Source organism: Streptomonospora sp. PA3 (assembly GCF_009728995.1).
GTDB lineage: Bacteria > Actinomycetota > Actinomycetes > Streptosporangiales > Streptosporangiaceae > Streptomonospora.
The window spans coordinates 340,576-359,242 of sequence record NZ_VTZW01000015.1; the positions used below are offsets into that span (position 1 = coordinate 340,576).

Consider the following 18,667-nt stretch of genomic DNA (forward strand, 5'->3'; position numbering starts at 1 on the left):
GGTGGCACCCGCCGGATGACCGGCCGAGCGAACGGACCGGTCCTAATCGCGCTTGTAGGCGTCGGTGTTCATCGACTTGGCGATCTTGTCGTAGAGCGCGGAGTACTGGGCGTCGACCGACCACACGTAGACGGCGATGTCGCTCTGGGGCAGGAACCACAGGCGCACCTCGAAGGTGTCGCCGTTCTGGCAGGTGACCTCCCACTCGCGGTGGTGCGACTTGAGCCCGTCGGCGTGCTTGGTGAGGCCCTGCGGGTGGTCGACCGGGAGCTTTTCGGCCCCGGTGGCGGGGACATTGCTCGCCTCGGCGGTGCCCAGGCTGCGGCAGGTGGTGGGGTTGGAGGACCAGCCGTCGGGGCGGTTGAACTGCTTCTTGGGCCACTTGTTCGGATCGTTCTTGGCCACGTGCGGGATGACCAGCACCGACCCGTAGGCGCAGGACTCCTGACCGGGCGGGCGCATGCACAACTGGGTGCCGGTCTTGTCGATGCTCCAGTTCTTGGGCGCGCTGATCTTGATGCCCTGGATCTCGACCGTGGTGAAACCGCCGGCGGGCGGGGCGGGCTCGGCGGCGGCGACCACGGCGCTGTAGGTCGAGTCGGGGCTCGGTGCGGCACCGGAGTCGCCGGAGCCGCCCGAGCACCCCGACGCCAGCAGCGCCAGCGCCGCGGCGGCGGCCGCGGCAGCGGTCCTCGACCACGGTGAACCGGGCGTCTGGGACATGGGCTTCCCTTCTGCGTCCACGCTTGACCCCACGACGATAGCGGCACAAACCGCCCTCCGCGCCACATCGGGGCGCCCGGCCGCGGCGGCCGGGATCCAGAAGGCGCCGGCGACGGTCCGCGTGCGGCGGTTAACCGCGGCCGAACGACTCGTCTAGCCTGAGGGCATGGTGCAACCGGTCAAGCTGCTCGGTCCTTTGTCCCGACTCCAGCAGCGGCGCAGCGGCCCGCTGATACTCGAACTCGACCTGACCGGCGGGCTAGCCGAGGAGGCGCCGGCCGACCCGCTGGGCCAGATCCTGGCGAGGCGGCACCAGCAGCTGCGCGACGTCGTCGAGGGCATCCGCCGCGGCGCCCACGACCCGCGGGTCAAGGCGCTGGTGGCCAGGATCGACGGCCGGCCGCTGGGCCTGGCCAAGGTCCAGGAGGTGCGGTCGGCGGTGGCGACGTTCCGGGCCGCGGGCAAGGACACCGTCGCCTGGTCGGAGTCCTTCGGCGAGTTCGGCCCCGGCACGGTCCCCTACTACCTGGCCACCGCCTTCGCCGAGATCGCGCTGATGCCGTCGGGGTCGGTGGGCCTGACCGGCGTGAGCATCGGCAGCGCGTTCTTCGGCGGCGCCGCCGAGCGGCTGGGGGTGCGCTTCGAGGGCGGCGCCCGCCACGAGTACAAGAACGCGCCCAACATGTTCACCGAGCACGGCTTCACCGAGCCCCACCGCGAGAACACCGAGCGGCTGGTGGAGTCGCTGGGCGAGCAGATCGCCGACGGCATCGCCGAAGGGCGCGGACTGACCCGCGAGCGGGTGCGCGAGCTCACCGACCGCGGGCCGCTGCTGGCGGCCGAAGCGCTGGAGGCCGGGCTGGTCGACCGGCTGGCCTACCGCGACGAGGTCTACGCCGACCTGCGCGCCCGCCACTCCCCCGCCGAGGCGGGCTCCGGGCAGGGCGATTCCGGCTCGGCGCCTCCCAACGAGGACTCGCAGGCGGAGGGCGCACGGCTGGTGTACGCGGTGCGCTACCGCCAGCGCGCCGCGATGGCCGAGCGGATGCCGGTGCGCGCCGGCGGGTACATCGCACTGATCACCGCCACCGGCGTCATCACCCAGGGGCGCAGCCGCCGCACGGCCCTGGGCGGTGAGACCATGGGCGCCGACACGGTGGCCGCCGCCCTGCGGGCCGCCCGCCGCGACAGGAACGTGCGCGCCGTCGTCTTCCGCGTGGACAGCCGGGGCGGGTCGGCGGTCGCCTCCGACGCGATCCGGCGCGAGGTGGCCCTCACCCGCGAGGCGGGCACACCGGTCGTCGCATCGCTCGGCGACATCGCCGGGTCCGGCGGCTACTACATCGTCATGGACGCCGACGCGATCGTGGCCCGCCCGGGCACGCTCACCGCCTCCATCGGCGTCTACAGCGGCAAGCCCGTCCTGGCGGGCCTGCTGGAGCGGCTGGGCGTCAACAGCGAGTCCGTCGACGGCAGCGCGCACTCGGGCATGTTCGGCTCCGACCGCGGATTCAGCGACTCGGAGTGGGAACGCGTCAACGCCATGCTCGACAACACCTACGAGGACTTCACCGGCAAGGTCGCCCGCGCCCGGGGGCTCAGCGCCGAGCAGGTCGACGCGGTGGCGCGCGGACGCATCCTCTCCGGCAGCGACGCCCTGGCCGGTGGCCTCGTCGACGACCTGGGCGGCCTGCCCGCCGCGGTGCGCCTGGCCCGGGAGAAGGCCGGGCTGCCCAAGGGCCGGCTGCGGCCGTTCCCCGTCGCCGGGCCGTGGGAGCGGCTGATGCCGGCCGAGTCCAGCGAGGACCGCGCGGCGGCGCCGCAGTCGGCGCTCGCGCTGGGCGGCGACGCGCTGGGCCTGACCGAGCTGGCGGCGCGCGCGGGCGTGCCCGCCTCCGCGCCGCTGATGGTGCCGGGGAGCTGGGAGGTCCGGTGAGCCCGTCGCCCGCGGAGTTCACCGAGACGATGGCCCGCTTCGCCACGGGGGTGACCGTGGTGACCGTGCGCGACGACCGCGACGACATCGGCAGCACGGTCAGCGCCTTCGCCTCGGTCTCGGCCGATCCCCCGCTGGTCATGGTGGGGGTGACGGCGCAGAGCTATCTGTGCGAGGTGATCGACGCCCAGGGCCGCTTCGCGGTGAGCGTGCTGGGCGAGGGCCAGCGCGCCGTGGCGGGCCGGTTCGCGGCCGAGGGGCGGCCCAGCGCCCGGCTGCTGCTGGCGGGCGAGGCCCACCGGCGCGGGGAGCACACCGGCGCGCTGGTGCTGGAGAGCGCGATCGCGGCTTTGGAGTGCTCGGTCGAGCAGCGGGTCGCGGCCGGCGACCACGCGGTCTACATCGCCGCGGTCGAAACGCTTCCGGCCGTGGGCGCGAAAAGCCCGGCCGACGCGCGCCCGCTGGTGCGCTACGGCGGCCGATACCGCAGTCTGGGCTGAGCCAAACTCCCTAGAGAGACAACTCTTCGCGTTCCGACCGACACGGTCTTGTGTGCGGCGGCGCTAGTTCACCGCGCGGGCCGGGCGTCGTCCAATGGTGGTATGGATGGCTTCTACACCGTGCTGGGAATCCTGGTGGCCGGGCTCATCCTGGCCATGATCCTCTGATCGCCGTCGGACGCTTCCACACCCACCGCTGTCCAGGGGGTGGGCCCCGCCCCTTCCACACCCACCACCGTTCAGGGGGTGGGCCCCGCCCCTTCCACACCCACCGCTGTCCAGGGGGTGGGCCCCGCCCCTTCCACACCCACCGCTGTCCAGGGGGTTGGCTGCGGCAATGGGGCTGTGATGCGCGAAGCGCCGTGCGCCAGCTTGCCGCCGAGCGCACGGCGCACCCTTCTCGCCGGAGGCCCGCGACCGGTGGTGCGTTTCCATCTGACGGGCACAGCGTGCGCTCGGCGGCAAGCTGTGATCGCGCTACGCGAAACGCACCCATTGCCGCAGCCTCAGCGGTTACCGGCTCCGGATGGTCCCCGGAGTCCCCCGGCGGCGCGGCACCCGCTCGCCTCACGCGGGAGCGGCTGCCGCGCCGCCGGGCGTGCCTCAGGCCAACCCCGTCTCGGCCAGCCAGTCGGCCGCGACCTTGTCGGCCTCCTCGTGGTCGATCTGCACGCGGGCGTCCAGCTCGATGAGCTCCTCGGTGGTCAGTTCGGCCGAGACCGCGTTGAGCACGTCGCGGGCCTGCCGGCCGACGTCGTCCTTGTTGATCAGCGGGGTGACGTTCTGCGAACCGAAGAGGTTCTCGGGATCCTCCAGGGCCACGAAGTCGCCGGTGGTGAACGCAGGGTTGGTGGTGAACAGGTTGGCGGCCTGGACGTCGCCGCCGCGCAGGCCCTCGACCAGCAGGTTGCCCTCCAGCGGCCGGAAGCTGCCGAACTCGACGCCGTAGACGTCCTTGAGCCCGGGCACGCCCTGGGGTCGTGTCTTGAACTCGGCCGGGGCGCCCAGGGCCATGTCGCCGGCCACGGCCTCAAGGTCGCCGATGGTGGAGAGGTTCTCCTGCTCGGCGGTCTCGCTGGTGACGGTGATCGAGTCCTTGTTCTGGGCCGGCGCCGACTCCAGGATCGCCAGGTTCTCGGGCAGCGCCGCGCGCACCGCCTTGTTGGTCTCCTCGGTGGTGCCCGACTCGGCGTCGGGGTCGAGGTGGTAGAGGATCCCGCCGTTGTACTCGGGGAACACCGACAGGTTCCCCTCGGCGATCTGGTCGTAGTAGACCTCGCGGCTGCCGATGTCGAGCTGGGTCTCCACGGCGATGCCCTCGGCCTCCAGCGCCTGGGCGTAGATCTGGGCGAGCAGCGTGCTCTCCGGGAAGTTCGCCGAGCCCACGACGAGGGCGTCGCCGCCCCCGCCGCCTCCGCCGCCGTCGTCGGAGTAGGGGTCCTGGCCGCCGCCGCAGGCGGCGAGCAGGAGCAGCAGCGGTGCCGCGGCGATCGCCGGTCGCATCCGAGTGCGCATGGTTCACCTTTTCGTGTTCGGGGATCTGGCGGGGCGTTGCACGAGGACCGCGCCGGGCCCGGCGCGGTCAGGACGAGGGGGACGCGGGCCGCGAGCGCAGCCCGGGGGCGACGACCAGGCGGCGCAGGAGGGCGAACAGGGCGGTGACCGCCAGCGCGAGCAGCACGACGAGCAGCGCGCCGCCCAGGATCTGCTCGATGATCTGCTGCGACTGGCCGTCGACGATGAACCGCCCCAGGCCGCCGATGCCGACGTAGGCGGCGATGGTGGCGGTGGAGACCACCTGTACGGCCGCGGTGCGCAGCCCGAGCAGGATCAGCGGCATGGCCAGCGGGACCTCCAGGCGGGCCAGCACCTCGCGGCCGCGCATGCCCATGCCGCGGGCGGCGTCGGTGACCTGCGGGTCGACGCCGCGCACCCCTTCGTAGGTGTTGACGAGGATGGGTGGGACGGCCAAGGCCACCAGCGCCACGAGCACCGGGACCAGCCCGAGGCCCATGCCCAGCACCACCAGGGTCAAGACGCCGATGGTGGGCAGGGCGCGGGCGAAGTTGGCCAGGCTGATGGCGAGGAACCCGCCGCGGCCGGTGTGGCCGGTGAGCAGACCGACCGGCACGGCGATCGCGGCGGCGAGCGCGAGCGCCGCCAGCGAGTAGTAGACGTGCTCGGCGAAGCGGACGGGGATGCCGCCCGGTCCGCGCCAGTTCTCCGGCTGGGCGAACCAGGACGCCACGTCGGCGGCGACGTTCACAGCGCTCCCTTCTCTCCGGCGCGCGCGGCGGCGGTGGCCCGGCGGCGCACCGCGAGGCCGCGGCCGCCTCGCCGGGCGGGGCCGCGGTCGCGGGCCCAGGGGGTCAGCGCGCGCTGGGCCAGCACCAGCAGGCCGTCGGTGGCGAAGGCCAGCGCCACCGACAGCGTGATCCCTACCACGACCGGGGCGGCGAAGTTGCGCGCGAAGCCGTAGGTGAGGATGACGCCGCCCAGTCCGCCCAGCCCCACCAGGGAGGCGACGCTGACCATGCTGATGGTGGCCACCGCGGCGACGCGCAGCCCCGCGATGATCACGGGGACCGCCACCGGCAGCTCCACCTGCAGCAGCCGGCGCAGCGGGGAGAAGCCCATGGCCGCGGCGGCCTGGCGCACGTGGTCGGGCACCTGGTTGAGGCCGTCGACGACGTTGGGCACCAGGATGGCCAGGGTGTAGAGAGCCAGCGGGATGATGGCGGTCCACGGGCTGAAGGCGGTGTAGGGAAGCAGCAGGAAGAACAGCGCCAGGGAGGGGATGGCGTAGAGCGCGTTGACCCCGCTGAGCACCGGCGGGTAGACGACGCGGTAGCGCACGCTGAGCACGCCCAGCGGAACCGCGAGCACCAGCCCGATGAGCACGGAGGCGTACGACAGCAGCACGTGCTCGGCCAGCAGCGGCCCGACCGGGTCGTCGAGGTTCTGCCACCCCCAGCGCGCGCTCTCCACGGCCCACCCCCACAGTGGTGCGGCGGCGGCCCAGACCTCGTGCGCGGGATCAGCCATGGCGGCTCACCGCCCCCGTGTGCTCGTCGCCGCCGACGGCCCAGATGGCCGCGCCCAGCTCGGTCTGGGCGACGGCGCCCAGCGCGGTGCCGTCGTCGGCCACCCCGACCGCGCGCCCGGCCGGAGAGAGCACGGCGGCGTCCAGTGCGGCGCGCAGGGAGTCGGTGGAGACGGTGAACACGTGGCCGTAGCCGACGAGGTCCAGGTCGGCGACGTCGCGCTCGTCCGCGGCCGCCGCCAGCGCCTCGGCGGCCACCCAGCCCAGCGGGCGGCGCCGGGAGTCGACGACCAGCAGCCAGGGCTCTTTGGCGCGCCGGGCCACATCGCGGGCGTCGGCGGCGGTGTCGCCGGCGGTAACGATGACGTCGCTGCGCAGCGGCAGGTCGCGGGCGGGGAAGAAGGACAGCCGGCGCACGCCGCGGTCGTAGCCCACGAAGGCCTCGACGAAGTCGTCGGCGGGGTCGGCCAGCAGCCGCTCGGGGCGATCGACCTGGGCCAGCCGCCCGCCGGGGCGCAGCACCGCGATGCTGTCGCCGATCTTGACCGCCTCGTCGATGTCGTGGGTGACGAAGACCACCGTCTTGCGCAGCTCGTCCTGGAGCCGCAGCAGCTCGTCCTGCAGTCCCGCGCGTACCACGGGGTCCACGGCGCTGAAGGGCTCGTCCATCAGCAGGATCGGCGGGTCGGCGGCGAGGGCGCGGGCCACGCCCACGCGCTGCTGCTGGCCGCCGGAGAGCTGGTGGGGGTAGCGGTCGGCGTGCTCGGGTTCGAGGCCCACCAGCTCCAGCAGCTCGCCGGCGCGCGAGCGCGCCCGCCGCCGGGACCAGCCCAGCAGCCGGGGGACGGTGGCGATGTTGTCGGCGACGGTGCGGTGCGGGAACAGCCCCGCCTGCTGGATGACATAGCCGATGGAGCGGCGCAGGACGGGCGGGTCCTGGCCGCGGACGTCGTCGCCGTCGATGGCCACCCGTCCGGCGGTGGGCTCGACCATGCGGTTGATCATCCGCAGAGCGGTGGTCTTGCCGCTGCCGGAGGAGCCGACGAGGACCGTGGTGTGGCCGCTGGGCACGGTCAGGTCCAGGTCGTCGACGGCGACGGTGCCGTCGGGGTAGCGCTTGGTCACGCCCTCGAAGGTGATCATTGTGCTCGCCTGCCGTCTCTCCTCGGGGCACCGCACGCCGGTCCGTCGTCGGATCTGGTCTGGCCGGACCGCCGTCGGGCCGGCTCCGGGCGGCCGCGCCGCGGCCGCGCTGTTCAGTCGGCCTGGTCGGCGATCCAGGCGGGCAGCTCGGCGAGGCCGTCGAGGACGGCGTCGGCCTGAGCGGCCTCGGCGCGCCCGGCGTGCAGGTAGCCGAGCATGCCGCGGCGCAGCAGGGCGGCGCGCAGGCCGGCCGCCTTGGCGGGCCGCACGTCGTTGTCGAGGCGGTCGCCGACGTAGAGGATCTCCTCGGGGGTGTGGCCGGTGGCGGCCACGACGCGGGAGAAGAAGGCGGGGTCGGGTTTGGCCACGCCCCAGTCCTCGGAGACGTGGATCTGGTCGGCGGGCAGCTCCATGGCGGCCAGCGAGGCTCCGGCCGCGGAGGGCTGGTTGCCGGCGACGACCACGCTCAGGCCCATCGCGCGCAGCTCGGCCAGCGCGGGGCGGACGTCGGCGTAGAGGTCGTCGGCATCGAAGTTCTCGCGCAGCGACTCGGGCTCCTCGGCCAGCCAGGCCGCGGATTCGGCGCTGAGCTCGAAATCGGGTTTGACCAGTCGGAACGCATCGATCAACGGGCGGCCCTCGGCGAGTACGGCCCCCATGAGCCCGAAGAAGGCCAGCCGCGGCACCCCCAGGCGGTCGGCCCACCGCTCGAAGATGCGGGTCTCGTCGATGAGGGTCTCGCCGACGTCGAGCACCACACTGCGAATCTTCACGAAAGGGACGCTAACACGGGGGGCCGACGCGCGGGCGGGGGCGCGTCCGCGCGCGGGGGCGCCCCGCTCGCGCGGGGCCCGGGCTCAGCCGCCCGCGGGCGGGCGCAGGACGGCGAAGGCGTCGGTGATCTCCAGGCGGCGGGTGCGGAAGCGGAACAGGGCCGCGGGGCGGCCGCCGGAGCGGCCGGAGGGCACGAAGCCGCCGGTCTCCTCGATCTGGCCGCGCCGCAGCAGGACGCGGCGCAGGTTGGTGGCGGCCACGTCGTGGCCCAGCGCGGCGCGGTAGTAGCGCGACAGCTGGGAGACGGTGAACTCCGGCGGCGCCAGGGCGAAGCCGACGTTGGTGTAGGAGAGCTTGGCGCGCAGCCGCCGGCGGCCGGAGTGCACGATCGCGGCGTGGTCGAAGCCCATCTCGGGCAGCTCGCCGGCAGGGTGCCAGCTGGTGTCCTCGGGCACCACCGGATCGATGTCGGCGGGCACGAGGCCGAGGTAGGCGGTGGCCAGGATCCTGCCCTGCGGGTGCCGCCCGGGGTCGCCCCGGGTCTCCAGCTGCTCCAGGTGGGCGAGGTCGCGCACGTCGACCTTCTGGGCCAACTGGCGGCGGATGGAGGAGTCCAGGCCCTCGGCGCGGCCCAGCCGCCCGCCCGGCAGCACCCAGCGCCCCTCGTAAGGCGGCCGCGCCCGCCGCCACAGCAGCACGGACAGGCGGTCGCAGCGGATCTGGAAGACGACGGCCAGGACCTCGTGCCCGGAGGGCGCGCCGTCGTGCGCCGCCGGATCGGCCCGGGGGGCCGCCTGCGTGCCGGTCTCGGCGCCGGTCACCGGTGCACCTCCTCTGCCGTGCCGCAGCCCGTATCGGCCGCGGTGCGCGCTGCCGCCGCGCTCGCGCTGCCTGCCCCTGTCCGCGCCATGACTCCCCATGTTAGAGTGTCATCAGTTTTTGCCTGTAAGACAAAAACCGGATGCGGGCCGACCGCCGCAACCGGCAGGAGAGCCGACGGCACCGGGTACCGGATCACCGGACCTCTCTCGCGAAGGAAGAGCACGGACATGGCAACCGCCCCCGCCGCAGCAGACCCGACGACCGCCCGGGAATGGGCCGAGGAGGTCCGCCGGCTGGCCAGGAGCCGCGACGCGGTGATCCTGGCGCACAACTACCAGCGCCCCGAGATCCAGGACGTGGCCGACCACACCGGCGACTCCCTGGCGCTCTCGCGCCTGGCCGCCGAGGTCGACGCGAGCACCATCGTCTTCTGCGGGGTCCACTTCATGGCCGAGACCGCCAAGATCCTGGCGCCGCAGAAGACCGTCCTGCTGCCCGAACTCGCCGCCGGGTGCTCGCTGGCCGACACGATCACCGCCGAGGACGTGCGCGCCTGGCGCGCCGAGCACCCCGGCGCGGTCGTGGTCGCCTACGTCAACACCTCCGCGGCGGTCAAGGCCGAGACCGACGTCTGCTGCACCTCCTCCAACGCCGCCGACGTCATCCGCTCCATCCCCGAGGACCGGGAGATCCTGTTCCTGCCCGACCAGTTCCTGGGCGCCCACGTCAAGCGGGTCACCGGCCGCGACAACATCCACGTGTGGATGGGCGAGTGCCACGTGCACGCCGGCATCGACGGCCACACCCTGCGCGAGCGCGTGGCCGCCGAGCCCGACGCCGAGCTGTACGTGCACCCCGAGTGCGGCTGCGCCACCTCGGCGCTGTACCTGGTCGGCTCGGGCGCTGTGCCCGAGGACCGCGTCAAGGTGCTCTCCACCGGCGGCATGCTCAGCGCGGCGGAGAAGTCCTCGGCGAGCAAGGTCCTCATCGCCACCGAGACCGGCATGCTGCACCAGCTGCGCGCCGCCAACCCCGCCACGGCCTTCGAGCCGGTCAACCCGCGCGCGGAATGCCACTACATGAAGATGATCACGGCCGATAAGCTGCTGGCGACCCTGCGCGACGGCACCGGCGAGATCCGCGTCGACGACGAGACCGCGGCCCGGGCGCGCCGGTCGGTGGAGCGGATGGTGGCCATCGGCACGCCTTCGCGCGGCGGGGAGTGAGTCGGGCGGGGCCCGGTTCGGCGGCAGAGGACCGCGCGGCACCGCGCTGGGGTAACAAAATCCTTACCTTCGCGCTATAACTGTCCTATGTATCGGACAGCGTTCCACCCGAATCACTAGCGTTATCGGACAACTCCGGCCTATCGCCCGATGCAGGACGTCACGGCCGGTGCGTGTCGCGCTTGGGGAGGGAACGTGACGACGCAGTTCCGGCGTTCGGGGAACGCCGCCGAGCCGGCCCCGCAGGCACCGCCGGGCCGGTCCGCGCGCGCCGCGGCGGGGCGCCACAGCGCCGCGCCCGGCGCGGAGCTGGCCGCTGCGCTGCGCCGCGGCACCGGCTACGGCCGCTGCTACGACCGGTTCGGATCTCAGCTCTACCGCTACTGCTGGTCCCTGCTGGGGCCCGGCGGCAGCGGCACGGAGGCCGATCGCGCCGCGGCGGCGGTGCACGAGGCGTTCTCGGCCGCGGCCGAAAGCATCGATGCGCTGGGCGACGACCGGGAGTTCGCCGCCTGGCTGTTCGCGCTCTGCCGCGCCGCCGCCCGGCGCCGCGGGTTCGCGCCCCGCTCCCCCTACGCCCAGCTCGCCACCGCCGACTCCGAGCAGGCCCCGGTCCAGCTGTCGCTGCGCCTGCCGCCCAGCTACCGCGAACTGCTGGAGCTGTACCTGCGCCACGGGCTTCCCACGGCCTCCATCGCCCGCATCCTGGGCCTCGCTCCCGAGACCGCGGCCGAACTGTGCCGCGCGGCGGTGCTGCGCGCGGCCGAACTGCTGACCCGCCACGCCCTGGCCCCGGGGCGCACCGGCGAGCGCGGCGTGCGCTCCGTGCTCGGCGGTCTGGAACCGCCGGGCCCGCCGCCGGCGCTGCGCGAGCGCGTGATCGAGGACTGCGCCTCCCCGCTGGCCGCCCCCGCCCGCCGGGCGGCGGCCGAGGCCCTGGCCCCGCTGGGCGAGGACGGCTTCCCGCTGCACCGCAAGCGCGCGCCCGGCGCCCACGGCCGCCCCTCGGCGCCGGCCCCCGATTCCGCTCCCGAGCCCGGCCGCGGCGACGACGAGACCGCCGCCCTGCCCGCCGACCGGGTCACCACGCGCGACGTGCCGGTCCGGGCCGCACCGGAGCCGGTCGCCGCGTCCGGTGCCGCCGAGGCGGGCCGCCCCGGCCGGCGGCGGCTGCCCACGGCCGTCGTCGCGACCCTGGCCGCCGGAGCCGTGTTCGCCTGCCTGTGGGCGGGGGTGGCGGCCGTGCGTGCCCAGCAGGGCGATACGGTGACCGGCGCGGTCCCGCCGGCGGCTCCCACGGCGGCCCCCTCACCCGCACAGCAGAACCCCTCGCCGGTGACCGGCCGGGGCGACCTCCCCGAGATCGCCGAGCCGGTGCCCCCGGAACGCCTGGAGGCGACCGTGGAGGCCCCGCCGGCCCCGGAGAGCGGCGGATCGGACCCCGCGGAGGCCGACGGCGCCCCCTCCGCGGCGCCCGCCCCCGGCGAGCCCGACGGGCAGCAGCCCTCCGCGGCGCCCGGGGATCCCGGGAGCGGAGACCAGCAGGAGGGCGCCTCGGACGACGGCGGTGAAGCCTCCGGCGAGTCGGACGACGAATCCGGCGGCGCCTCGGGCGCCGGCTCCGATTCCGGATCGGACGACGCCTCCGGCGGCGGACCCCTCTCCGACCTCTTCGACGGCCTGTTCGGGTTCTTCACCGCCGGTGAAGGAGAGAGCGCCTGAGCGGCGCCTGCGGCGCGGCGTCCAGCTTCCGAGGACGGAGCCGGGTGTCTCACCACCCCGCCGGAAGCAGGAACCCCCCGAGACCTCCGCGAGGCAGCCACCACAAAGGCTGCGGCAATGGGGCTGCGACGCGCGAAGCGCCGCGCGCCAGCTTGCCGCCGAGCATACGGAACACCTTCGCACCGCAGGCCCGCCACCGGTGGCACGGCTCCACCTGATACGTTCAGCGTGCGCTCGGCGGCAAGCTGCGACCGCGCTACGCGAGACGCGCCCATTGCCGCAGCCTCGGTGGTGGCCGCCCCGGGTGGTACCCGGGGGGTTCCCGGCAAGCGGCACCCCGTCGTTCTTAAACACGGCCTACGCGACCATCGGCCGGCGTGGGCGGATGGCCGATCACCCGGCGGGGCGGCGAGGACGGCGGCGTTCCGGTGCTCCGCCTCCACCGACACATCGGGGGCCGGAACACCGAATACCCGATTTGATTCAACGTGTTCCCGCGTCGGTCGCGTCGAGGGTCCGTTCCGCGCAAGCCCAACCACCGCCGACCTGATTGCCTCGCCGCCCTCAATACGACCCCGTCTCAGCGGTCGGCCAGCAGCGGTTCGGCGGCGATCTCCAGGCGGTGCTGGACCTCGTCGACGTCCCGGGCCCCCTTGAGGACCTCCAACAGCTCGAAGATCCACACGCTGGCCAGCGACGCCACGCGGATGTAAGCGGGGTCTGCGCGGTCGGGCGGCTCCGGCACGCCGGACTCGGGCCCCTCGCCTTCGGCGTCCGGGCTCCGGTGGGCCACGCGCCAGAGCAGGTCGGTGATGCGGGCGCCCAGCTCGGTGTTGGCCTCGGTCATGATGAGCGAGCGCACGAGGGCGTCGGCCAGCTCCGGCTCGCGCATCAGTCCGCGCGTGGCCCGCATCAGCACGTCGACCGCACGGCCCGCCGCGGTCTCGGCCGTGGGCGGTCGGCGGTCGATGCTGGCCTCCAGCAGGTCCAGCTCCTCGGCCACCACCGCCACGACCAGGTCCATCTTGGAGGGGAAGTAGCGGTAGAGCGTGCCCAGGGCGACGCCGGCGCGCTCGGCGACCGTGCGCATCTGCATCGCCTCGACGCCGCCGCGCAGCGCCAGGGCCGCCGCCGTCTGCACGATGCGCTTGCGGCGCTGGTTCTGGCTTCGGGACCGCATTCCGATCGGCGCCTGCTGGAACGCCACGCCGGCTCTCCCATCATCGTCGTCCGCGGGGCGCACCCGCCGACCCGGCGCGATCCGCGACCGAGGCGAGGCCGGACGCGGGCCCGCGGGCAGCTCCGCACGAGGGCAGCGCTCGACGCCCTCACAAGAACACGTTATCCCAGGATCCCCCACCGGTCCGAGCCGCCACAACTGTCCACGCGACGTCTTAACCCGGAGTTGATCCGTCCCACCGCTGCGCGACCACCTCCCGCCCCGTTTCCGGAGGGGCGAAGTGGAATGCGTTCTAGTCACCGCGGCGCCTCCCGCGCCTCCCGCGCCCCGGCGGGCCGGTACCGCCCCCGGAGCCCCGCTCGGTGGGCGCGACCGCGACAGTACTAGAATCCGATTCGGATTCGGTTCAGGAGGATGATCCCATGCGGCCGCTGCCACCGGTGGAGGATCTGGGCGAGGGCGTGTGGAGCGTGCCCGTGCCCATCCCCGGCAACCCCCTCGGCTACACGCTGGTCTACGTGCTGGAGAGCCCGCGGGGACCGGTTCTCGTGGACGCCGGGTGGCACCACGAGGACTCCTGGCAGGCGCTCACCGCCGGGCTGGAGTCCGCCGGGACCGCGGTGGCCGACGTCCGCGGCGTCGTCCTCACCCACTTCCACCCCGACCACTCCGGGCTCGCCGGGCGCGTGCGCGAAGCCTCCGGCGCCTGGATCGCGATGCATGGCGCCGACGCCGAGCTGGTGCGCCACTTCGCGCGTATCGGCGCCGACGAGCAGCGCGAACGGCTGATCGGCCGCACCGCCGGCGCCGGGGCCTCGGCCGCCGAGCTGGAGGAGCTGGCCCGGACGGCTCCCCCTTTCGCGGTGCCCGCACCACCCGACCGCACCCTGGCCGACGGCGAGCTGGTCGACCTGCCGCAGCGCAAGCTGCGCGCCGTGTGGACGCCCGGCCACACCCCCGGCCACATCTGCCTGCACCTGGAGGACGCCGACCGCCTGTTCACCGGCGACCACGTGCTGCCGCGCATCACCCCCCACATCGGCCTCTACGCCTTCGACGACGGCGACGACCCCCTCGGCGAGTACCTGGCTTCGCTGTCGCGGATCGCTGAAACCCCTGATGAGACCCGCATCCTGCCCGCACACGAGCACCGCTTCAGCGGCGCGGCCGAGCGCGCCGCCGAGATCGCGGCCCATCACGAGCACAAGCTCGCCGAACTCGCCGGCCTCCTCGCCGACGGGGACGCGACGCTGTGGGAGCTGAGCGCGCGCCTGCCCTGGAAGCGGGGGTGGGAGGCGATGGCGGTCGCCCAGCGCCGCATGGCCGCCGCGGAGACCGCAGCCCACGTGCGCACCCTGGAGCGGCGCGGGCTCGCGGTGTGCGCCGACGGCGCCGACGGCGCGCTGCGCTGGCGCTCCGCGGACCCCGCCGGCCCCTGACGCTCCGGCGCAGCCGGCGCCGGAGCCGCCCGCGTGCGGATGCCCACAGCCGCCCCGGCGCCCGGCCCGCGGGCGGCCCCGAGGATCCTGGGCGGAGGGGCCAGGCCTTAAACTGGTGAGTAACATGCGGGCGCGCGGCCGAACTCGCCCTTCTGGCGGTCCCACGCAGCGACCAGCGGTGGCGGAACGCGCGAGCGACGAACGAGGTGAAGCAGTGACCCTGCCGGTGCGACCACCGTCACCGCGCGCCCGCAGCACCCCCGGCCCGCTCGGCCTGCGCCCCGCCCCCGCTCTCCCCCCGCTCCACCGCGCCCGGCGCGGGCACCGTCCGTCCGCCACCACGCTGTCGATGGGTTAAGACCTATGCCGCACCCCGACCGCCCCCTGCGCGTCGCCCTGCTCTCCTACCGCAGCAAGCCGCACTGCGGCGGCCAAGGCGTCTACGTGCGCCACCTCTCCCGCGAACTGGCGGCCCTGGGCCACGACGTCACCGTCTTCTCCGGCCAGCCCTACCCCGAGCTGGACTCCGGAGTGGCCTTGGAGAAGGTCCCCAGCCTGGACCTCTACAACGACGCCAACCCCTTCACCGCGCCGCCGGTGCGGCAGTGGCGCGACTGGATCGACGTCCTGGAGGTCGCCACCATGTGGACGGCCGGGTTCCCCGAGCCGCTCACCTTCTCCCTGCGCGCACTGCGCGAGCTGCGCCGGCGGCGCGGCGAGTTCGACGTCGTCCACGACAACCAGACGCTGGGCTACGGCCAGCTCGGCATCCGGTCCGCCGGCCTGCCGATGGTCACCACCATCCACCACCCCATCACCGTCGACCGCCGCATCGAGGTGGAGCAGGCCACCGGCTGGCAGCGCATCAGCAAGCGGCGCTGGTACAGCTTCGTGCGCATGCAGGGCCGGGTCGCCCGCCGCATGGCCCCCGTGCTCGTGCCCTCCCGCTCCTCGGCCGACGACATCGTCCGCGAGTTCGGCGTGCGCCGCTCGGCCGTGGACGTCGTCCCGCTCGGCGTGGACACCCGCTACTTCCACCCCCGGCCCGCCACCGAGCGCATCCCCGGCCGGCTCGCGTGCGTGGCCAGCGCCGACAGCCCGCTCAAGGGCGTCGCGACACTGCTGCGCGCCACCGCCAAACTCGCCACCGAGCGCGACGTCTCGCTGACCGTCGTCAGCAGACCCACCCCCGGCGGCCCCACCGATCGGCTCGTCGACGAGCTGAGCCTGCGCGACCGCGTCACGTTCGTCAGCGGCATCGACGACGCCGAACTGGGCGAACTGCTGGCCCGCGCCGAGGTCGCCGTCGTACCGTCCTTCTACGAGGGCTTCTCCCTGCCGGCCGTGGAGGCCATGGCCTGCGGCACCCCCCTGGTCGCCAGCCGCGCCGGCGCCATCCCCGAGGTCGTCGGCCCCGACGGCGAGGCCGCGCGCCTCACCGAACCCGGCGACCCCGAGGAACTGGCGGCCGCCGTCGGCGACCTGCTCGACGCCCCGGACCGCCGCGCACGCATGGGCGAGGCCGCCTGGAACCGCGTCCAAGAGAGGTTCACCTGGCGGGCCGTCGCAGAGGCGACCGCCCGGCGCTACACCGCCGCGATCGACGCCGCCCGCGGCCGCGCCGGCGAGCCCGCGGCGCGCACGTGACCAGCACGACCCGAAGGAGCCAGCACTGATCACCGTCGACTTCTCCCTGTTCCCCGTGGGACCCGGCGACCGCGTCCTCGACCTCGGCTGCGGCGGCGGCCGGCACGCCTTCGAGGTCTACCGCCGCGGCGCCGACGTGGTCGCCTTCGACCAGAACGAGAACGACCTCGCCGAGGTCTCCGACATGTTCGCCGCGATGCGCGCCGCCGGCGAGGCCCCCGCCGAGACCGGGGCCACCGCCGAGACGGTCAAGGGCGACGCCCTCGACATGCCCTTCGACGACGGCTCCTTCGACCGCGTCATCGCCTCGGAGATCTTCGAGCACATCCCCCACGACACCGCCGCCATGGCCGAGCTGCACCGCGTGCTGCGCCCCGGCGGAATCGCCGCCGTCACGGTGCCCAGCTGGCTGCCCGAGCGCCTGTGCTGGGCGCTGTCGGAGGAGTACCACACCAACGAGGGCGGCCACATCCGCATCTACACCCGCGCCGAGCTGGAGGCCAAGCTCAAGGCCGCCGGGTTCCTGATCGGGCCGCACCACCACGCCCACGCCCTGCACTCCCCCTACTGGTGGATCAAGTGCGCCGTGGGCACCTCCAACGACGACCACCCGCTGGCCGCGGCCTACCACCGGCTGCTGGTGTGGGACCTGATGAAGGCGCCCAAGTCCACCCGCACGGCCGAGCGGCTGCTCAACCCCCTGATCGGCAAGAGCGTCGTCGTCTACCTGCGCAAGCCGCTCGGCGGCCGCGCGGAGAGCACCGGATGAGCCGCGGCACCCCAGACCGCCACGAATCCGCCCCCGACTCCCCCCGCGTCCCCGAACTGCCCGGCGTCCTCGGCGCCGCCGACGTCGCCCTCAGCGCGGGTTACCTGCTGGGCGCCCAGACCCGCGACGGCGCGATCCCGTGGTTCCCCGGCGGCCACACCGACGTGTGGGACCACGTCGAATGCGCCATGGCGCTGGCCGTCGCCGGGCACACCGGCGCGGCGCAGCGGGCGTATGCGTGGCTGGCCGCCGTCCAGCTGCCCGACGGCTCCTGGCCGGCCAAGATCCGCCAGAACGAACCGGCCAGCCCGCTGCGCGAGGCCAACCACGCCGCCTATCCGGCCGTGGGCGTCTGGCACCAGCTACTGATCACCGGCGACGAGGAGGCGGCCGCGAAGCTGTGGCCGACCGTGCGCGCCGGGATCGAGTTCGCGCTGGGGCTGCGCACCGACCGCGGCGAGATCCGCTGGGCGCGCGACGCCGAGGGCAACCCCGGCGACCACGCGCTGCTGACCGCCTGCGCCAGCGTCCACCACGCCCTGCGCTGCGGTGCGGCGCTGGGCGAGCGGCTGGGCAGCCCGCAGCCCGACTGGGAGCTGGCGGCGGCGCGGCTGGCGCACCTGCTGGCCGAGCACGAGTCGGTCTTCGCCGACCGCAGCCGCTACTCGATGGACTGGTACTACCCGATCATCAGCGGCGCGGTCCGCGGCGAGGCGGCGCACCGGCGGCTGGAGGCGGAGTGGGACGCCTTCGTGGTGCCGGGGCTGGGCATCCGCTGCGTCAGCGACCAGCCCTGGGTGACCGGCGCGGAGACCTGCGAGCTGGCCCTGGCCCTGGCGGCCCTCGGCGAGACCGGCCGCGCCGGGCAGCTCGTCGCCGACATCCAGCACCTGCGCGACCCCGACGACGGCGCCTACTGGACCGGCTACCAGTTCGCCCAGGACGTGCGCTGGCCGGTGGAGCGCAGCACGTGGACCGCGGCCGCGGTCATCCTGGCCGCCGACGCCGTCACCGGGACCACTCCCGGTGCGGAGGTCTTCACCGGCCGCGTGGAGGCCGCCGAGGCTCCTGAGCCCGACGTCTGCGGGTGTGCGGCACTGGTGTCCTGAGGGGCTGCGCGTCCGCCAGCAGGACAGGCGCCCCGTCAGGAACCCTCCGGGAACCACCCGGAGTCGGACACCGCAAAAGCTGCGGCAATGGGGCTGAAACGCGCGAAGCGCCCGCCCGTCGCCCGCCTCCGCCCCAACGGAGGCGCTTCGCGCCACGTACTTATTCAGAGCCAGCTTGCCGCCGAGCGCACGCGACACCGGAGGAGGCCCCGGAGCCCGACGCCTGCCGCTGCGCGGCGCTGGTCACCTCAACGGCCGCACGGCCGCCCGCAGAACAGGCGCCCCGCCAGGAACCCCCCGCGAACCACCCGGAGTCGGACACCACAAAAGCTGCGGCAATGGGGCTGAAACGCGCGAAGCGCCCGCCCGCCGCCCGCCTCCGCCCCAACGGAGGCGCTTCGCGCCACGTACTTATTCAGAGCCAGCTTGCCGCCGAGCGCACGCGACACCGGAGGAGGCCCCGGAGCCCGACGCCTGCCGCTGCGCGGCGCTGGTCACCTCAACGGCCGCACGGCCGCCCGCAGAACAGGCGCCCCGCCAGGAACCCCCCGCGAACCACCCGGAGTCGGACACCACAAAAGCTGCGGCAATGGGGCTGAAAAGCGCGAAGCGCCGCGCGCCAGCTTGCCGCCGA

16 protein-coding genes are annotated in these 18,667 nt (G+C 74.3%); 8 read left to right on the top strand and 8 right to left on the bottom strand.

Annotated elements, in window-relative coordinates:
• Positions 1 to 42 precede the first annotated feature (42 nt).
• Positions 43 to 723, bottom strand: coding sequence for a hypothetical protein (locus tag FZ103_RS16405; protein WP_156002342.1), 681 nt, complete (start codon positions 721 to 723; stop codon positions 43 to 45).
• Positions 724 to 889: 166 nt separating this feature from the next.
• Between FZ103_RS16405 and FZ103_RS16410 the strand changes: the two genes are divergently transcribed.
• Both FZ103_RS16410 and FZ103_RS16415 read left to right on the top strand, forming a co-directional pair.
• The gene (locus FZ103_RS16410) at positions 890 to 2,659 is read left to right on the top strand and encodes a S49 family peptidase (protein WP_156002343.1); all 1,770 of its coding nucleotides are present in this window, start codon (positions 890 to 892) and stop codon (positions 2,657 to 2,659) included.
• A gap of 29 nt (positions 2,660 to 2,688) precedes the next feature.
• Positions 2,689 to 3,159 (top strand): flavin reductase family protein, encoded by a 471-nt coding sequence (locus FZ103_RS16415; RefSeq protein WP_156002415.1) that lies wholly within the window; start codon positions 2,689 to 2,691, stop codon positions 3,157 to 3,159.
• A gap of 603 nt (positions 3,160 to 3,762) precedes the next feature.
• On the opposite strand, the gene FZ103_RS16420 is transcribed toward FZ103_RS16415, so the two are convergent.
• The 6 genes from FZ103_RS16420 to FZ103_RS16445 form a co-directional block, all read right to left on the bottom strand.
• A complete protein-coding gene (locus FZ103_RS16420; protein WP_255430047.1) occupies positions 3,763 to 4,674 on the bottom strand; it encodes an ABC transporter substrate-binding protein in 912 nt (303 codons plus the stop codon).
• Positions 4,675 to 4,741: 67 nt separating this feature from the next.
• Positions 4,742 to 5,425 (bottom strand): ABC transporter permease subunit, encoded by a 684-nt coding sequence (locus tag FZ103_RS16425; protein WP_186356398.1) that lies wholly within the window; start codon positions 5,423 to 5,425, stop codon positions 4,742 to 4,744.
• Positions 5,422 to 6,204, bottom strand: coding sequence for an ABC transporter permease (locus tag FZ103_RS16430; protein ID WP_156002344.1), 783 nt, complete (start codon positions 6,202 to 6,204; stop codon positions 5,422 to 5,424). Before FZ103_RS16430 ends, FZ103_RS16425 begins: the two co-directional genes overlap by 4 nt.
• Positions 6,197 to 7,345, bottom strand: coding sequence for an ABC transporter ATP-binding protein (locus FZ103_RS16435; RefSeq protein WP_156002345.1), 1,149 nt, complete (start codon positions 7,343 to 7,345; stop codon positions 6,197 to 6,199). The genes FZ103_RS16430 and FZ103_RS16435 overlap by 8 nt, the downstream gene beginning before the upstream one ends.
• Positions 7,346 to 7,458: 113 nt before the next feature.
• On the bottom strand, positions 7,459 to 8,112 hold the full coding sequence (locus FZ103_RS16440; protein ID WP_343233567.1) for an HAD family hydrolase: 654 nt from the start codon (positions 8,110 to 8,112) through the stop codon (positions 7,459 to 7,461).
• 90 nt (positions 8,113 to 8,202) lie between these two features.
• The gene (locus FZ103_RS16445) at positions 8,203 to 8,856 is read right to left on the bottom strand and encodes an NUDIX domain-containing protein (protein WP_156002419.1); all 654 of its coding nucleotides are present in this window, start codon (positions 8,854 to 8,856) and stop codon (positions 8,203 to 8,205) included.
• 312 nt (positions 8,857 to 9,168) lie between these two features.
• Here FZ103_RS16445 and nadA point away from each other — a divergent pair, with 312 nt between their 5' ends.
• Both nadA and FZ103_RS16455 read left to right on the top strand, forming a co-directional pair.
• Positions 9,169 to 10,167 (top strand): quinolinate synthase NadA, encoded by a 999-nt coding sequence (nadA, locus tag FZ103_RS16450; protein ID WP_156002346.1) that lies wholly within the window; start codon positions 9,169 to 9,171, stop codon positions 10,165 to 10,167.
• Between the two features lie 195 nt (positions 10,168 to 10,362).
• Positions 10,363 to 11,889: a hypothetical protein gene (locus FZ103_RS16455; protein WP_156002347.1), complete on the top strand. Its 1,527-nt coding sequence runs from the start codon at positions 10,363 to 10,365 to the stop codon at positions 11,887 to 11,889.
• Between the two features lie 580 nt (positions 11,890 to 12,469).
• On the opposite strand, the gene FZ103_RS16460 is transcribed toward FZ103_RS16455, so the two are convergent.
• Positions 12,470 to 13,069, bottom strand: coding sequence for a TetR family transcriptional regulator (locus FZ103_RS16460; protein WP_156002420.1), 600 nt, complete (start codon positions 13,067 to 13,069; stop codon positions 12,470 to 12,472).
• Positions 13,070 to 13,491: 422 nt separating this feature from the next.
• Between FZ103_RS16460 and FZ103_RS16465 the strand changes: the two genes are divergently transcribed.
• From FZ103_RS16465 to FZ103_RS16480, 4 genes are all read left to right on the top strand, one after another.
• Positions 13,492 to 14,508: an MBL fold metallo-hydrolase gene (locus tag FZ103_RS16465; RefSeq protein WP_156002348.1), complete on the top strand. Its 1,017-nt coding sequence runs from the start codon at positions 13,492 to 13,494 to the stop codon at positions 14,506 to 14,508.
• Between the two features lie 363 nt (positions 14,509 to 14,871).
• On the top strand, positions 14,872 to 16,155 hold the full coding sequence (locus FZ103_RS16470; RefSeq protein WP_156002349.1) for a glycosyltransferase family 4 protein: 1,284 nt from the start codon (positions 14,872 to 14,874) through the stop codon (positions 16,153 to 16,155).
• A 25-nt stretch (positions 16,156 to 16,180) separates the two neighbouring features.
• Positions 16,181 to 16,924: a class I SAM-dependent methyltransferase gene (locus FZ103_RS16475; RefSeq protein ID WP_156002350.1), complete on the top strand. Its 744-nt coding sequence runs from the start codon at positions 16,181 to 16,183 to the stop codon at positions 16,922 to 16,924.
• On the top strand, positions 16,921 to 18,033 hold the full coding sequence (locus tag FZ103_RS16480; RefSeq protein ID WP_156002351.1) for a prenyltransferase: 1,113 nt from the start codon (positions 16,921 to 16,923) through the stop codon (positions 18,031 to 18,033). Before FZ103_RS16475 ends, FZ103_RS16480 begins: the two co-directional genes overlap by 4 nt.
• Positions 18,034 to 18,667: the final 634 nt, after the last annotated feature.

What these genes read in the sequence shown, in the direction of transcription:
- FZ103_RS16405 (WP_156002342.1), bottom strand. Translation starts at nt 723, where the DNA reads ATGTCCCAGACGCCCGGTTCACCGTGGTCGAGGACCGCTGCCGCGGCC.
- FZ103_RS16410 (WP_156002343.1), top strand. Translation starts at nt 890, where the DNA reads ATGGTGCAACCGGTCAAGCTGCTCGGTCCTTTGTCCCGACTCCAGCAG.
- FZ103_RS16415 (WP_156002415.1), top strand. Translation starts at nt 2,689, where the DNA reads ATGGCCCGCTTCGCCACGGGGGTGACCGTGGTGACCGTGCGCGACGAC.
- FZ103_RS16420 (WP_255430047.1), bottom strand. Translation starts at nt 4,674, where the DNA reads ATGCGCACTCGGATGCGACCGGCGATCGCCGCGGCACCGCTGCTGCTC.
- FZ103_RS16430 (WP_156002344.1), bottom strand. Translation starts at nt 6,204, where the DNA reads ATGGCTGATCCCGCGCACGAGGTCTGGGCCGCCGCCGCACCACTGTGG.
- FZ103_RS16435 (WP_156002345.1), bottom strand. Translation starts at nt 7,345, where the DNA reads ATGATCACCTTCGAGGGCGTGACCAAGCGCTACCCCGACGGCACCGTC.
- nadA (WP_156002346.1), top strand. Translation starts at nt 9,169, where the DNA reads ATGGCAACCGCCCCCGCCGCAGCAGACCCGACGACCGCCCGGGAATGG.
- FZ103_RS16460 (WP_156002420.1), bottom strand. Translation starts at nt 13,069, where the DNA reads ATGCGGTCCCGAAGCCAGAACCAGCGCCGCAAGCGCATCGTGCAGACG.
- FZ103_RS16465 (WP_156002348.1), top strand. Translation starts at nt 13,492, where the DNA reads ATGCGGCCGCTGCCACCGGTGGAGGATCTGGGCGAGGGCGTGTGGAGC.
- FZ103_RS16470 (WP_156002349.1), top strand. Translation starts at nt 14,872, where the DNA reads ATGCCGCACCCCGACCGCCCCCTGCGCGTCGCCCTGCTCTCCTACCGC.
- FZ103_RS16480 (WP_156002351.1), top strand. Translation starts at nt 16,921, where the DNA reads ATGAGCCGCGGCACCCCAGACCGCCACGAATCCGCCCCCGACTCCCCC.